At 72.7% G+C, this 14,817-nt stretch carries 14 protein-coding genes, 1 tRNA gene and 1 pseudogene; 10 read left to right on the top strand and 6 right to left on the bottom strand.

The window, feature by feature from the left end:
* Positions 1-92 precede the first annotated feature (92 nt).
* Positions 93-602 (top strand): helix-turn-helix domain-containing protein, encoded by a 510-nt coding sequence (locus Sru01_RS31700; RefSeq protein WP_203993528.1) that lies wholly within the window; start codon positions 93-95, stop codon positions 600-602.
* A complete protein-coding gene (locus tag Sru01_RS31695) occupies positions 599-1,285 on the top strand; it encodes an integrase core domain-containing protein (RefSeq protein WP_203993526.1) in 687 nt (228 codons plus the stop codon). The genes Sru01_RS31700 and Sru01_RS31695 overlap by 4 nt, the downstream gene beginning before the upstream one ends.
* A gap of 37 nt (positions 1,286-1,322) precedes the next feature.
* Here Sru01_RS31695 and Sru01_RS31690 read toward each other — a convergent pair.
* Positions 1,323-1,395 (bottom strand) — tRNA-Arg (locus Sru01_RS31690).
* Positions 1,396-3,090: 1,695 nt separating this feature from the next.
* Between Sru01_RS31690 and Sru01_RS31685 the strand changes: the two genes are divergently transcribed.
* Together Sru01_RS31685 and Sru01_RS31680 are read left to right on the top strand one after the other, a co-directional pair.
* On the top strand, positions 3,091-4,188 hold the full coding sequence (locus tag Sru01_RS31685) for a D-alanyl-D-alanine carboxypeptidase family protein (protein WP_239137911.1): 1,098 nt from the start codon (positions 3,091-3,093) through the stop codon (positions 4,186-4,188).
* Positions 4,189-4,437: 249 nt separating this feature from the next.
* On the top strand, positions 4,438-5,058 hold the full coding sequence (locus Sru01_RS31680) for a class I SAM-dependent methyltransferase (RefSeq protein ID WP_239137910.1): 621 nt from the start codon (positions 4,438-4,440) through the stop codon (positions 5,056-5,058).
* Between the two features lie 237 nt (positions 5,059-5,295).
* On the opposite strand, the gene cpaB is transcribed toward Sru01_RS31680, so the two are convergent.
* Together cpaB and Sru01_RS31670 are read right to left on the bottom strand one after the other, a co-directional pair.
* The gene (cpaB, locus tag Sru01_RS31675; protein WP_203993522.1) at positions 5,296-5,934 is read right to left on the bottom strand and encodes a Flp pilus assembly protein CpaB; all 639 of its coding nucleotides are present in this window, start codon (positions 5,932-5,934) and stop codon (positions 5,296-5,298) included.
* A gap of 24 nt (positions 5,935-5,958) precedes the next feature.
* Entirely contained in the window at positions 5,959-6,765 is an 807-nt protein-coding gene (locus Sru01_RS31670; protein WP_203993520.1) for an S-methyl-5'-thioadenosine phosphorylase, read from the bottom strand.
* A gap of 578 nt (positions 6,766-7,343) precedes the next feature.
* On the opposite strand from Sru01_RS31670, the gene Sru01_RS36505 reads away from it, so the two are divergent.
* Entirely contained in the window at positions 7,344-7,526 is a 183-nt protein-coding gene (locus tag Sru01_RS36505) for a hypothetical protein (RefSeq protein ID WP_307812096.1), read from the top strand.
* Positions 7,527-7,540: 14 nt separating this feature from the next.
* Here Sru01_RS36505 and Sru01_RS36500 read toward each other — a convergent pair.
* Together Sru01_RS36500 and Sru01_RS31660 are read right to left on the bottom strand one after the other, a co-directional pair.
* Positions 7,541-7,681, bottom strand: a pseudogene (locus Sru01_RS36500) (FmdB family zinc ribbon protein); the annotation flags it as partial.
* A 456-nt stretch (positions 7,682-8,137) separates the two neighbouring features.
* Entirely contained in the window at positions 8,138-9,640 is a 1,503-nt protein-coding gene (locus tag Sru01_RS31660; RefSeq protein ID WP_203993515.1) for a potassium/proton antiporter, read from the bottom strand.
* A gap of 124 nt (positions 9,641-9,764) precedes the next feature.
* Between Sru01_RS31660 and Sru01_RS31655 the strand changes: the two genes are divergently transcribed.
* Positions 9,765-10,859 carry an LCP family protein gene (locus Sru01_RS31655; protein WP_203993512.1) on the top strand — a complete coding sequence of 365 codons (1,095 nt, stop codon included), beginning with the start codon at positions 9,765-9,767 and terminating at the stop codon, positions 10,857-10,859.
* A 46-nt stretch (positions 10,860-10,905) separates the two neighbouring features.
* Here Sru01_RS31655 and Sru01_RS31650 read toward each other — a convergent pair whose 3' ends face one another.
* Positions 10,906-11,529, bottom strand: a complete 624-nt coding sequence (locus Sru01_RS31650) for a 5-formyltetrahydrofolate cyclo-ligase (protein ID WP_203993509.1) — start codon at positions 11,527-11,529, stop codon at positions 10,906-10,908.
* Positions 11,530-11,541: 12 nt separating this feature from the next.
* Between Sru01_RS31650 and galU the strand changes: the two genes are divergently transcribed.
* The 4 genes from galU to Sru01_RS31630 all read left to right on the top strand — a co-directional run bounded on the left by galU (position 11,542) and on the right by Sru01_RS31630 (position 14,804).
* On the top strand, positions 11,542-12,453 hold the full coding sequence (galU, locus tag Sru01_RS31645) for a UTP--glucose-1-phosphate uridylyltransferase GalU (RefSeq protein WP_203993506.1): 912 nt from the start codon (positions 11,542-11,544) through the stop codon (positions 12,451-12,453).
* Between the two features lie 166 nt (positions 12,454-12,619).
* On the top strand, positions 12,620-13,855 hold the full coding sequence (glp, locus tag Sru01_RS31640) for a molybdotransferase-like divisome protein Glp (RefSeq protein WP_203993502.1): 1,236 nt from the start codon (positions 12,620-12,622) through the stop codon (positions 13,853-13,855).
* Complete coding sequence (moaC, locus tag Sru01_RS31635; protein WP_275412231.1) at positions 13,852-14,331, top strand: cyclic pyranopterin monophosphate synthase MoaC; 480 nt, start codon at positions 13,852-13,854, stop codon at positions 14,329-14,331. Before glp ends, moaC begins: the two co-directional genes overlap by 4 nt.
* On the top strand, positions 14,328-14,804 hold the full coding sequence (locus Sru01_RS31630; RefSeq protein WP_203993499.1) for a MogA/MoaB family molybdenum cofactor biosynthesis protein: 477 nt from the start codon (positions 14,328-14,330) through the stop codon (positions 14,802-14,804). Before moaC ends, Sru01_RS31630 begins: the two co-directional genes overlap by 4 nt.
* Positions 14,805-14,817: the final 13 nt, after the last annotated feature.

The following is a 14,817-nucleotide window of genomic DNA, read 5'->3' as shown; positions in this document are numbered from 1 at the left end:
GACATAGGAAACCCATGTCTCAGGACATGGGAAACCCGGGTGGAGTGTGTCTCCGGAGATAGGAAACCGGGGCGGTCAGGAGTGTGGCCGGTGTGTCGAAAGCCAGACTCCTGATCACCGCTGTCGTCGTCGAGGGCCGCTCACCGGCCGAGGTCGCCCGGGCCTACGGGGTGTCCAAGGGCTGGATGTCCAAGCTGCTGGCGCGTTACCGGGCCGAGGGCGAGGCGGCGTTCGAGCCGCGGTCCCGGCGGCCGCTGACCTCACCCAACGCGATCGACGCCGATACCGTCGAGCTGATCGTCCGGTTGCGTAAGGAACTGACCGGCCAGGGCCTGGACGGCGGGCCGGACACCATCGCCTGGCACCTGCGAACCCACCACCGGCGCACGGTGTCGCGTGCCACGATCAGCCGCTACCTCACCCGGCACGGCCTGGTGACACCCGAACCGAACAAACGACCCCGCTCCTCCTACATCCGCTTCCAGGCGGCCCTGCCGAATGAGACCTGGCAGGCCGACTTCACCCACTACCGCCTCACCGACGGCGCCGACGCCGAGATCCTCACCTGGCCGGCGACCATTCTCGGTACGCGCTGTCGGTGACCGTCCACGCCCGCATCACCGGGCCCATCGTCGTGACCACCTTCGACGCCGCCGTCGCCGCGCATGGTGTTCCCGCCTCCACGCTCACCGATAACGGCATGGTGTTCACCACCCGCCTGGCCGGCGGCCGCGGCGGCCGCAACGCCTTCGAACACCGACTGCGCCGCCTGCACGTCCAGCAGAAGAACTCACGCCCCAACCACCCCACCACCTGCGGCAAGGTCGAACGCTTCCAGCAGACCATGAAGAACCGGCTCCGCGCCCAACCCGACCAGCCCACCACCATGACCGGCCTGCAGGCACTGCTGGACCGCTTCCTCGCCGCCTACAACCACCAACGCCCGCACCGCTCGCTACCCCACCGGGCGACCCCCGCGGCGATCTACCACAACCTGCCCAAGGCCCGGCCCGCCATCACCCGCGACCACGACCACCACAGCCGCGTCCGCCACGACCGCATCGACCGATCCGGCATCGTCACCCTGCGCCTGAACGGCCGCCTGCACCACATCGGCATCGGCCGAACCTACGCCCGGACCTGCGTCCTACTCCTCGTCGACGACCTGCACGTCCGCGTCGTCCACGCCATCACCGGCGAACTCCTGCGCGAACTCACCATCGACCCCACCCGCGACTACCAGCCCCAGGCAAACCCCAAAAACAAGAAACCCCCGAACCCGTAGGTTCGAGGGTTTCCGATGTCTTGAGACATCACATGAGTGCCCCCGGCAGGATTCGAACCTGCGGCACCCGCTTTAGGAGAGCGGTGCTCTATCCCCTGAGCTACGGAGGCGGGATGTGGTGTCAAGCGTACCGAAAGCTGGGTGCGGCGTGGGCCCGGGCGGGGGCCACGTTTCGGGATCGTCTCCCATGTCTGCGCTGAGCTGGGGTAAAGGCGGGACATGCCAGCAACGTACTGTAGCAGGCTGTGACTACTGTCACGCACTGTGACTGGAGTGCGACGAAAGCCGGCGCGCAGGCGTGGCGGGATCCGGCCGCGGGTGCTGGGCGCGGCGATGCTGGCGCCGGCGGTGCTCGGGCTGGGGCTGGTGGTGGCCGAGGTCACCGGGTACGGCGACCGGGCGCGGAGCGCAGGACGCCATGAGGCAGACCTGGTTGCGTCACCGTGGCGGGACGCCGCCCCTACTACCCGCGCCTCGGCGCGCGGAATCAGCAACGATTCGTTCGTCAGCCCGGTGCCGGCGCCGCTGCACGCGAACCAGGGGTACGACGGTGCGGTGCCGCCTGCGCAGGAGGAGACGCCGCAGGGGGAAGAGGTCGTGGCCATCTTCCGGATGCGTACCCGGCTGCTGGAGGCCGGTTATCGGCGGCCGGACGGTGGTGGGTGGGGAGCCGTCCGCGACGAGGCAGGGCTGCGGGTGGGCACGCCCACAACGGGTCGAGCGGGTGAGCCGGCGCGGCTCGCCGGGGCTGGTGTGGGCGATGGGGAGCGGCGGCGCGGGGCGAAGCGGCGGCAGGGGCGGCTGATCTTGGCCGATGGGCCCGGTGGTACGGCATCGGGACGTGGCGGCGCTGCTGCGGGACGGCGGGACGGCGTGGGTGATGGGCCACGGAGTGCGGTGGCCGCCGGCGCGGGACGGGCGGAGCGGCCCGTCGGGGTGAGTCCTGCGTTGCGAGATGGCCGCGCTGACGGGGGTGGCCAAGTGGACGGCCCCGGCGGAAGCGGCGGGACCAGTGGGGATGGCCCGGCTGGTGGCGGGCCGGCGCCGGCGACCGGGACGGATGGGATGGCAGGGGGAGCGGCGGGTGAGAAGGCGGCCGGTGGGCCGGAGCGGGTCCGCGACCCGTCGCCGGTGCCGGCGACTCCCTCGGCGCGGCCGGCCCGTACCGGGGAGCGGTTGATGTCCCCGGATGTGGTCGAGACGGCGTTCACCGTAGAGGAGCCCTCGGATGCGGCGGGAGCTGTGCCGGTGGCTCCGGCCGCGTGGCGGGGCGCCGCGACGCGGCAATGAGATCGAGGTCCGGCTCCGCCCGGCCTGCCGTCACCCCCCTGGGCGGGTGCCGGGGTGCAGGGAGTGAGTGTCATGGATGTTTGTGCGCGGTCAGATCGAGGTCCGGCTCCGTCTGGCCTATCGGTCACCCCTGGGTGGGCGCCGGGGTGCAAGGGGTGAGTGCCATGGGTGCTTGTGCGGAAGTGAGACCGAGGTCCGGCACCGCCCGGCCTACCGGTCACCCTGGCCGGGCGGTGGTGCAGGGATGAGTGCCGTGGGGTGCTTGTCCGGCGGTGGTGGGTGCGGGTGGAACGTGCCTTGTGCCATGGGTGAGCAGGGCGTTTCGCTTGGTGACCGATTGCGGCGCTAGGGACGGTGATTGGTGGAGGTATGTCGGCGAATCCCGGGTGGGCGAGCGGGATAAATGCCATGATCCGTACGTAACGCCTCTCGTGCCTACGGCTCGGGCATTCGCCCTGCTGTAGTAACGTGCAGGCCGGGTCCAGGTCACGGTTTCGCAAATGGAGGGATCGAGCGTGCCATCTCCTCGATCCGCCGGCCTGGTCGCGCTGGTGACGGTGGCGATGGCCTGCGTGGTCAACGTGGCCCAGCCGGACGCCGCCCAGGCGCGGCCGGTCGCGCGCGAGCAGGCGGGCGGCGCGCCGTCGGATCCCGGCAACCTCACCGAGTTGCGGCGGGACGCGGAGAAGTCGTCGCAGGCGCTGGCCGAGGCCACCAAGGCGCTGGAGAAGCGCCAGGCGACGTTGAGCAAGGCCGACAAGGAACTCAAGGTCAAGCTGGACCAGTTCCGGGTGGCGACCGCCCGGCTGTCCGAGATGCGCCGGCCGCTGTCGGAGCTGGTGCAGTCGCTGTACCAGGCGCCGTCCGGCGGGGACATGGCTCCCTTCCTCAGCGGTCAGGACGAGACCAAGAGCCTGCGCGCGCTCAGCGATATGACCTATCTGGTGTCCGGGCGGGACGAGGTGCTGCAGGACGCCGGTCGGCTGTACCAGCAGCAGCAGCGGCTGGCCGCCGAGGCGCAGGAGCTGCGGGCCACCAAGCTGCTGGTGGAGGCCCAGCTCGGCGTGGAGATCGAGACGCTGCGGAAACGGTCGGCGACCGTGGTGCGGTCGCTGACCAAGGCCCTGGTGAAGCTCGGGGTCAAGGTCAACCAGGGTGGGCGTTCCGGCGGGACGGCCTGCGACCCTACCCGGGTCAGTGCCGCCACCGACTACCCGAACGGGCTGCTGCCCAAGGATGTGCTGTGCCCGCTCCAGCAGTCGGGGCAGGAGTTGCGCGCGGACGCGGCCATCGCGTTCGTCGCGCTCAGCGAGGCCTACCGCAAGCGGTTCGGCACCCGCATCTGCGTGACCGACAGCTACCGCAGCCTGGCCGGGCAGCAGGCGGTCTTCTACCGCCGGCCCGGGTTCGCCGCGGTCCCCGGGAAGAGCAACCACGGGCTGGGGATGGCCGTCGACCTGTGCGGTGGCGTGCAGACCTTCCGGTCGCCGCAGTTCAACTGGCTGGAGGCCAACAGCAAGAAGTTCGGGTGGATCCATCCCGACTGGGCGTACAGCAGCCCCTTCGAGCCGTGGCACTGGGAGTACGACCCCAAGCTCGCCGCCAAGCTGTGATCTCCGCCGCCATGCCTGGTCGCGTCGGCATCGGTTGACGTCGCGCCGCTCGTTGCCCTCGTGGCGACGCGTGAAAATGGACCCCTTCCGGTAGTCCCGGCTGTTCGCCGGATCCCTTCGCCAGCCGGGTGACGTGCCGGCCTGGCCGGGCGTCACTGGCGTGGCTGTCCAGGGGTGTCACGGGCGTGGCTGTCCGGTGTCAGCGCTGGCATGGTGAAATGGGGCTTTTCTAGGGTTGTGGGGTGGACGGTGGCGCGGACGGAGCGGTTGCGGCGGTACTGGGACCGGCAGTCGGCGTCCTACGACCGGATCATGGCGGTCGCCGAGCGGCGGTTCTTCGCCGACACCCGGCCCTGGCTGTGCGGGCAGGCCACCGGTGACACGCTGGAGGTGGCGTTCGGCACCGGCCTCAACCTGCCGTACTACCCCCGCGAGATCCGGCTGACCGCGGTGGAGTGGAGTCCGGCGATGCTGGAGATCGGCCGGCGCCGGGCCGCGTCGCTCGGCCGTGAGGTGGACCTGCGGGAGGGTGACGCCCAGGCGCTGGACCTGCCGGACGCGAGCTTCGACACCGTCGTCTGCACGTTCGCCCTGTGCTGCATTCCGGACGAGGGCCGCGCGCTGGCGGAGATGGCCCGGGTGCTCCGCCCCGGCGGGACGCTGCTGCTCGCCGATCATGTGGCCTCGCCGGTCTGGCCGGTCCGGGCACTGCAAGGGCTGCTGGACGCGGTCACCGTTCCGCTGCAGGGCGAGCATTTCGGCCGGCGGCCGGTGCGCCGGGTGCGCGCGATGGGGTTCACCCTGGAGCGGCACGAGCGTTTCAAGCTCGGCATGATCGAGCGGCTGGCCGCCCGCCGCCCGGGTGGTTGACCGAGCGCCAGGCGATGGCGTTCCCGCCGGACCGCAGGGCTGGTCGACAGCTCCCCGCGCTGGGTGAGCCCTGGCGATGGTGGTGCACCGGCTGGGCCGGAGGCCGGTCGAATGTTGCTCTCGTCGAGCAGGTGGTTCGCACCCCGGACGATGGAGCTGTGGCCGCGGGCTAGGGGGCCTGGTCCGATCTCGTCCGGGTCGATCATGCGGGACGAACCGGGCGTGCGGCGCGCATGATCAGTGAGGCTGGCCGTGGATGGTGATGGAGAGGCGGGAGCCGGCCGCGGCCTGGGCCAGCCGGATGGCCTGGTAGCCGGTGGTGGCCAGCACCACCAGCGCGCCGCTCTCGCCGGGCTCCGACTCGGTGTCGCGGGCGGTCACCGGCGGGAGGATCACCCGGACGGCCTCGGCCACCGTCGCCGTCCGGGCCTCGACGTTGTCGTCCCAGCGGGGCGCGGCCGCGATCACGTCGATCACGTCGCCGGTGCGCAGCAACCGGGCGGACGCCGCGTCGGTGACCCGGATCGGGGTGGCGCGGGTGCCGGGGCCGTAGGCGTCGACCAGCCCAGGGCCGAGCAGCCGAGCGTTGGTGAGCGGCTCGCCCCGCCGCAGCGGCGCGGCGAGGATGCGGCCGGTGGCCCGGGTGCGGGAGGTGAGCGCGCCGTCCGGCACCGCCTGCTCCGGCAGGCGGACCATGGTCAGATCGGTGGCCCTCAACACGCCGGGGGTCAGGTCGCGGGCGGCAGCCAGCACCTCCCGGGACGGGACCGGCCGGATGGCGAGGCCGGCGCAGGCCAGCGCGGCGGCGGCCAGCGCGGCGGCCAGCAGCCGTCGCCGGCGGTTGATGATCCGGAGCGCCCGCAGGACGATGGGCATGCTGACTCCAGCGGATGGCGTGGATCAGGGGAGGGGGAAGGGGAGCTTGACGCCGGCCAGTGCTTCGCCGCAGGGGCAGGTGCGTTCGGCGGGCAGCTCGGTGACGAGCGCGGCGACCAGGGAGCGCATCCGCTCGCTGTTGGCGGCGAAGAAGGCGAAGACCTCTTCCTGGGTGACGCCCTCGCCCGACTCGACCCCGGCGTCCAGGTCGGTGACCAGGGCCAGCGTGGTGTAGCAGAGCGCCAGCTCGCGGGCGAGCACCGCTTCGGGGAAGCCGGTCATTCCGACGATCGACCAGCCGTTGCCGGCGAACCACCGGGACTCGGCCCGGGTGGAGAAGCGCGGCCCTTCGATGACCACCAGGGTGCCGTCGCCGGCCACCGGCCAGCCGTCGCCCTGGGCGCGGGCGACCGCCAGGGCGCGCCCGGCCGGGCAGTAGGGGTCGGCGAACGGCACGTGCACCGCGCCGCCCTCGTCGTAGTAGGTCTGCGGCCGGCCCGAGGTGCGGTCGACGAGCTGGTCGGGGATGACCAGCGTGCCGGGCCCGAGGTCGGCGCGCAGCGAGCCGACGGCGCTCGGCGCCAGCACCTGGCGGACGCCGAGGGAGCGCAGCGCCCACAGGTTGGCCCGGTAGGGGATGCGGTGCGGCGGGAACTGGTGCGACCGGCCGTGCCGGGGCACGAACGCGACCGTGCGGGAGCCGATGTGCCCGACGGTGACGGCGTCGCTGGGCGGGCCGAACGGCGTGCTGACCTGGACCTCCTCGGCGTCGTCGAGGAGGGAGTAGAAGCCGGAGCCGCCGATGACCCCGATGTCCGCTTTCATGACCATGGCGCAGACATTAGTGGGCGTGGCACGGGGGACGGTGGCCGGTGGTGCCGGCTGTGGAAAACGTGGCGGATCCGGAGCCGGCGACCTGCACTTATGCACAGCCTGTGGATAAGTGCGGGATGGGGGCGCCGGTGTGAGATCTGGCTGCCGGGTTAACGTGGCTTCGCCGGTGAGCCGGGGCGTGGCTTCACCATCCAGCGGTGGCACGGCGGCAAGTGGCTCAATGCGGGCGGCTCGGCGCGGCTAGCGCGCGTTCAAGGCGGTGGAGGTCGCGGTGACGGCCGGACGGAGCCCGCGAGAAAATGCGATCGGGCCCGCCGGCGAGGCCTGATCAGGTGCGGTCGCTCCGACCTGTCGGCGTCTGCGAGGCCCCGTCAAGTGCGGCCCTCGACCGCTCCGCGTCCAGGGGCCGTCCGGGGTGGCTCATGGTCGGGCGGCGTCCGGGAGCCGTCGCGGGCCGGAGGGCGTTCCGCGTCCGGCCCGGAGGTCCCGGGCCGGGTGGACGGCGAGGGTGAGTGGGGGGCCGGCCCGATGGCCGGGCACCGCGCCGGTGGGCGGTCGGGGGTCAGGCGGCCGAGGTGCTGCTGCTCTTGCTGCCGCTGGACGAAGAGGAGCCGGCGGACGAGGCCGCGGCGGGCTCCTTCTTGGCGGTGGAGCCGGAGTCGGACCCGGTCCCCGAGGACGAGGAGCTCGAGGAGGACGAGCCGTTGGCGCTCGTCGTGGTGCTGGAGGAGCTGGAGGAGCGGTTGTCGGTCCGGTAGAAACCGGAACCCTTGAACACGATGCCGACGGCCGAGAACACCTTGCGCAACTGGCCCTGGCAGCTCGGGCACGTGGTGAGCGGCTCGTCGGTGAAACGCTGGACGGCCTCGAGCCCCTCGCCGCAGGCTGTGCAGGCGTACTGGTAAGTGGGCACGGACTCCTCCTCGTATGGCTCGCGCAGATTGGCACTCTACCGGTGCGACTGCTAATGGTACGCAGCCGATTAGGCTAAACGCCACCCAGACGGCTTCTAATCCCTCCCACACCGTGTGTAGGAGCTCGCCACAGGGTTGTGGTGAACCGTCGTACGGGTGGTGACCACCATCTCAGGGGATGATCGCAGGAATGCCTGGAGTCCCGCTCGAACAGTTCTCATTAGGCCCGTGGTCGAGGGCCGGTCGGGGCGCCGGGGGCCGGCGGGGCCGGCGGGACGAGGGCCGGACGGAGCCGGCGGGGTGGGGGTGCGAGCGCCCGACGGGCTCCGGGAGCGGAGTGAGAAGTGCGGGCGCCCGACGAGCTCCGGGAGCGGAGTGAGAAGTGCGGGCGCTCGACGGGTTCCGGGGGCGGGAGGAGAAGTGCCAGCGCGTGGCGGGCGCCAGGGGGGTGGAGGTCATTCGCCGCGCTCGCCGTACCAGCCGGCCAGCTTGCCGCGGCGGCTGACCGCGCGCAGCCGGCGTTCGACGGTCTGCCGGCAGGCGGCGGTGGTGACGATCAGCAGCTGGTCCCGGGCGCGCAGCCGGGTGCTGGGCTCGGGCACGAACGACCGGCCGTCCCGGACGACCATGGTGACGGCGGCGTCGGACGGCAGCCGCAGCTCGAAGATCTCCACGCCGTGCAGCTCGGAGCCGGGCGGGATGCTGACCTGCAGCAGGTCGGCGTGCAGCTCTTCCAGCGGGGCGCTCTCCACTCCCAGGTCGCGCGCCTCGTCCGGCGCGCTCACCTTCAGCAGCCGGGCCAGGTAGGGCAGGGTGGGCCCCTGCAGCATGGTGAAGACGATGACGATGATGAAGACCTCGTTGAACACCCCCTTGGCGCCGGGCAGCCCGGCGGCCCAGGGGATGGTGGCCAGCACGATGGGCACCGCGCCGCGCAGCCCGGCCCAGGACAGGAACGCCTGCTCCCGCCAGGTGAGCCGGCCGATCCGGGCGATCCGTACCAATAGCGCGGAGGCCATGACCGACAGCGGCCGGGCGGCCAGCAGCAACGCGACGCCGGCGATCAGGCCGGGGACGATGGCGGCGGGCAGCTCGTGCGGGCTGGCGAGCATGCCGAGCATGACGAACAGGCCGATCTGCGCCAGCCACGCCGATCCTTCGGCGAAGCCGCGGGTGGCGGCCCGGTGCGGCAGCCGCATGTTGCCCAGCACCAGGGTGCACAGGTAGACCGACAGGAATCCGCTGCCGTGCAGCAGCGTCGCGCCGCTGTAGGCGATGAAGGCGAGGGCGAGCACCGCGATCGGGTAGAGGCCGGAGGCGGGCAGGGCCACCCGGCGCAGCGCGTAGCCGCCGATCGGGCCGATGGCGAGGCCGATCGCCGCGCCGATGGCGAGCTCCAGGGCGGCGTCCACGACGACGTGGCCGAAGGTGGGCAGCGGCGCGCCGGACGCGCTCAGCATCACCACGACGATCACGGTGGGGGCGTCGTTGAACCCGGACTCGGCCTCCAGCACTCCGGCGAGCCGGGGCGGCAGCGGCAGCCGGCGCAGCACGGAGAAGACGGCGGCGGCGTCGGTGGAGGCCAGGACCGCGCCCAGCAGCAGCGCGGTGCGCCAGTCCATGCCGAGCAGCCAGCGCGAGGCGAGGGCGAGGGTGACGATGCTGACCGCGACGCCGAGGGTGGCGAGCACCAGGGCGCTCGGCACCGCCTTGCGGACGTGTTCCCAGTTGGTGGTCAGGCCACCCTCGGCCAGGATGATGGCGAGGCCGACCATGCCGATCTGCTGGCCGAGTTGCGCGTTCTCGAACTGGAGCCCCAGGCCGGCCTCGCCGACGAGCAGTCCGAGCCCGAGATAGATCAGTAGGCTGGGCAGGCCGGTGCGGTGCGCCACCCGGACCGAGGCGATGGCCGCGATCACGACGACGGACGCGAGAAGCAGCCAGACGTCCAGCGTCACCGGTCTCCCTTCTCGTGTTTTGCACCTATTCTTTCGTATTCATACGGTCCACTATCCCGGTGCACTGCTTTGGGCTAGCGTCACCTGCGACACATCACGCACTAAAGCAACTTCAGGTGACCAGGTGACCGACGAGAAGTCCCGGATCCTCGGTGATCTCGACGCCCCCCGCGGCACGGCGGAGGATGGCCCGGACGGCGCCGGGCCCGACCGCCCGGCCACGCCGCCGGGGAGACCGCCCAGGAGACGGCGGCCGTTCCGCCGGCTGATGATCGTGATCGGGCTGCTCGTCGCGATGGTGCTCGCCACCGGGTTCGCCGTGGTTATGGAGCGTCAGATAACGCTGAACGGCAACATCGAGCGCATCCCTGGAGCGTTCCCCGACGGCGCGGGCCGGCCCGCCGTCGGCGCGGACGGCGCGCAGAACTGGCTGCTCATCGGGTCGGACCGGCGTCCGGGCGAGTCGGGCGGCCAGCGGGCCGACAGCATCATGATCGTCCATGTTCCGGCCGCGCGCGACCGGCTCACCCTCATCGGCATCCCCCGCGACTCTTATGTCCGCATCCCCGGACGCGGAAACAACAAGATCAACGCAGCCTACGCCTTCGGCGGGCCGAAACTGCTGATCAGCACGGTGGAGCAGCTGACCGGCGTCCGGATCGACCACTTCGCCGCGCTCGACTTCCAGGGCTTCGTCACCATGACCCAGGTGATCGGCGGGGTCGACGTCGAGCTGGCCCAGCAGGTGTACGACCCGGCCAACAAGGTGACCTGGCCCAAGGGCACCGTGCACCTGGAGGGGGAGCGGGCCCTGCTGTTCGTCCGCCAGCGGTACAACCTGCCCGGCGGCGACTTCGACCGGATGCGGCGGCAGCAGGCGTTCGTCCGCGCCCTCGGAAAGAAGATCATCAGCGAGGAGACGCTGACCAACCCGTTCCGGCTGAACGACTTCCTGGAGGCGTTCACCCGGGCGGTCAGCGTCGACTCCGGGGTGACCATGAGCACCCTGCGCGACCTGGCGCTGGAGCTGCGCGACGTGCGGCCGGACAAGATCGACTCGACGACCATCCCGACCCGCGGCACCGCCATGGTCAAGGGGGCCAGCGTGGTCCGGGTGGACCGTAAGGCCGGCAAGGCGCTGTTCGACGCGGTGCGCGCCGACACCCTGCCGGACTACTTCACCAAGAACGGCGGCCTGGCCGACCTGGAGATCCGCTGACCCTGCCGGGGACGGGCGGGGAGGCGATGACACTCCGGTGGACCGCTCACCAGGAACGGCGGGCCGGGCGGGCCGGCGATCCGGCTCCCGGCGGGCCGGCGAAGGTGACGATGCCCGACGGGAGGGCGGCCATGGCGACCGGCCGGTCGTGCGGCTCGGCCGGCACGCCCTCGACCAGCTCGCCCTCGTGCAGCAGCGCGACCGTCGGCACGTTCGGGCCGACCCGGGCCAGCGCCCGGTCGTAGGAACCGCCGCCGCGGCCGAGCCGGACGCCGGTGACCCGGTCCACCGCGAGCGCCGGGACGATCACCAGCGCGGCGGTGCGGATCGCGTCCACCCCGCGCCGGGTGTCCACCGGCTCCAGGTGGCCGCGCGGCCCGGGGGCCAGCGAGTCGGGGCCGTCGTACACCGCCCAGTCCAGGTCGAGGTCCGGGCGCAGCACGGGCAGCAGCACGGTCGCGCCGTGCTTCCACAGCGCGAACACCAGGCCGTGGGTGGCCGGCTCGGTGCCCATGGACCAGTAGCAGGCCACCAACCCGGCCATCTGCACCCAGGGCCGGTCGAGTAGCGTTTCCCTGATTGCGCTCGCCGAGCCACTCTGGTCGGGGAGTCCCGCCCGGGCGGAGATGATGCTCCGCCGCAGCTCTGCCTTGCCCACTCGGACCTCCATTAAGGTGCACCCATGGCTGACCACGATCCTGTGACGAAAGTAGTCATCCCGGCGGCGGGTCTCGGCACGAGATTCCTGCCGGCGACCAAGGCGACGCCGAAAGAAATGCTGCCGATCGTCGACAAGCCGGTCATCCAGTATGTCGTCGAAGAGGCGGTGTCGGTCGGGCTGCTCGACGTGCTCATGGTGACCGGCCGCAACAAGCGCTCCCTGGAAGACCACTTCGACCGAGCGTACGAGCTGGAGGAGGCGCTGGCGTCCAAGGGGGACGACGAGCGGCTGTCCCAGGTGCTCGAGCCGGTCGATCTCGCCACGCTGCACTACGTCCGGCAGGGAGAGGCCAAGGGGCTCGGACACGCGGTGCTGTGCGCCAAGCAGCACGTGGACGGCCACGCGTTCGCCTGCCTGCTCGGCGACGACCTGATCGACCCCCGCGACCAGCTCCTTAAGCGCATGATCGAGGTGCGCAACACCTACGGCGGCAGCGTCGTGGCGCTGATGGAGGTGCCCAAGGAGCAGGTCTCGCTGTACGGCTGCGCCGAGATCGAGCCGACCGGCGAGGATGACGTGGTCCGGGTGACCGGGCTGGTGGAGAAGCCGCCGGCCGACGAGGCCCCGTCCAACTGGGCGGTCATCGGGCGGTACGTGATCGACCCCGCGGTGTTCGAGGTGCTGGAGAACACCCCGCCGGGCCGCGGCGGCGAGATCCAGCTGACCGACGCGCTGCTGGAGCTGGCCGGCCGGCCGTCCGAGCAGGGCGGGCCGGTGCACGGCGTGCTGTTCCGCGGCCGCCGGTACGACACCGGCAACAAGATGGACTACCTGCGGACGGTGATCCGCTTCGCGGCCGAGCGCCCGGACCTGGCGCCGGAGCTGCTGCCGTGGCTGCGCCGGTTCCTGGACGAGCTGCCGGCCGAGCGGTGACGGCTCGCGCCACAGCCCTGCCCGGCCGGGCGGTGACGGCCCGCGCCGGCACAGGCCCCGGCCTTGTGATGGCTCGCCCCGGAACAAGGCCAGGCCTCGTGGTGGCCCGCGCCGGCGCAAGGCCCGGTCGCGCCGCAGCCCGTCCCGGCGGCGCGGGCGGGGCGTCGTGAGGCCGGTCGACGAGCACCTGGCCGCGATCCTGGCCGCGGTGCGCCCGCTGGACCCGGTCGAGCTGGACCTGGACGAGGCGCTCGGCGCGGTGGCCGCCGAGGACGTCGCCGCGCCGGTGGCGCTGCCGCCGTTCGACAACTCGGCGATGGACGGGTACGCGGTGCGGGCCGCGGACGTGGCCGGCGCGCGCGAGGACGACCCGGTGCTGCTGCCGGTCGCGGCGGACGTGCCGGCCGGCGACACCGCGCCGCGGCGGCTGGCGCCGGGACAGGTCACCCGGATCATGACCGGCGCCCCGCTGCCGGCGGGTGCCGACGCGGTCGTCCCGGTGGAGTGGACCGACGGCGGCACCGGCACGGTGGCGATCCGCCGGCCGGCGCCGCCCGGCAACGCGATCCGTCGCGCCGGGGAGGACGTCCGGCCCGGCGACGTGGTGCTGCCCGCCGGGACGGTGCTCGGCCCGGCCCAGCTGGGCATCCTGGCCGGGGCGGGCCGCCGGGCGGTGCTCGCCCGGCCGGCGCCCCGGGTGGTGGTGCTGTCCACCGGGGCCGAGCTGGTCGAGCCCGGCACGCCGCTCGGGCACGGGCAGATCTGGGAGTCCAACGGGGTCACGCTGGTCGCCGCGGTCCGGCAGGCCGGCGGCCGGGCCGAGCGGCGCCGGGCGGTGCGCGACGACCCGGCCGAGTTCCTCGCCACCCTGAACGGCCTGCTCGGCACGGCGGACGCGGTGATCACCAGTGGCGGCATCTCGATGGGCGCCTACGAGCCGGTCAAGGAGGCGCTGGCCTCGCTCGGCACGGTCTGGTTCGGCAAGGTGGCCATGCAGCCGGGCATGCCGCAGGGGTTCGGCCTGCTGGGCGACCGGCGGGTGCCGATCTTCACGCTGCCCGGCAACCCGGTGTCGTCGTACGTGTCGTTCGTGCTGTACGTGCGGCCGGCGCTGGCGCTGATGCGCGGGCTGCCGGCCGGCCCGCCGGCCACCGTGCCGGCCCGGGCGGCGGCGGCGCTGCGCTCGCCGGCCGGCAAGCGGTCCTTCCTGCGCGGCGTGCTGTCCGGCGTGGACGGTGCGGACGGTGCGGACGGCGCGGGCGGGGAGGCGCGGGTGACGCCGGTGCACGGGCAGGGGTCCCATCAGCTGGCCGCGCTGGCCGCGGCGAACGCGCTGATCGTCGTACCGGAGGACGTGACCGAGGTGCCCGCGGGCGCGGTCGTGGAGGTGATCCCGCTGTGAGCGAGCCAGGCCGGCTGACCCACCTGACGGAGTCGGGGGCGGCCCGGATGGTCGACGTGTCGGCCAAGGACGTCGGCGTCCGCACCGCGCGGGCGAGCGGCCGGGTGCTGCTGTCGCCGGCGGCGGTCGCGATCCTGCGGTCGGGCGAGGTGCCCAAGGGCGACGCGCTGGGCGTGGCGCGTCTCGCCGGGATCATGGGGGCCAAGCGCACGCCCGACCTGATCCCGCTGTGCCATCCGATCGCGTTGCACGGGGTCGAGGTGGACCTCGCGGTGGCCGATGCCGGGGTGGAGATCACCGCCCGGGTGCGCACCGCGGACCGTACCGGCGTGGAGATGGAGGCCCTCACCGCGGTGACCGTGGCCGCGCTGGCGATGATCGACATGATCAAGGCGGTCGACCCGGCCGCGACGATCGCGGACGTGCGTGTCGAGGAGAAGACCGGCGGCAAGACCGGCGTCTGGACCCGGCCGTGAGGGCGCTGGTGGTGACCGCGTCCACCCGGGCCGCCGCCGGTGTTTATCCCGATAAATCGGGACAACTGCTCCGGGAGTTGCTGGCCGGTGCCGGCTGCGAGCCGGTGGACGGCCCGGTGGTGGTGCCGGACGGCGACCCGGTCGAGGCCGCGATACGCGACGGCGTCCTGGCCGGCTACGACGTGATCGTCACCACCGGCGGCACCGGCCTCACCCCGCGGGACCTCACCCCGGAGATGACCCGCCGGGTCATCGACCGGGAGATACCCGGCATCGCCGAGGCGATCCGGCAGGCGTTCCGCGACCGGGTGCCGACCTCGATCCTGTCCCGCGGCCTGGCCGGCCAGGCGGGCACCACGATCATCGTCAACCTGCCCGGCTCCTCCGGCGGCGTCCGCGACGGCATGGCGGTGCTCGCCCCGGTGCTGCGGCACGCCGTCGACCAGATCCGCGGCGGGGACCACCGGCGTTGAGGGTGGCCGCGAT

Source organism: Sphaerisporangium rufum (assembly GCF_016863395.1).
Classification (GTDB): Bacteria; Actinomycetota; Actinomycetes; order Streptosporangiales; family Streptosporangiaceae; genus Sphaerisporangium; species Sphaerisporangium rufum.
The sequence above is the reverse complement of the archived record's forward strand: the minus strand, read 5'-3'. Positions and strand labels throughout refer to the sequence as shown.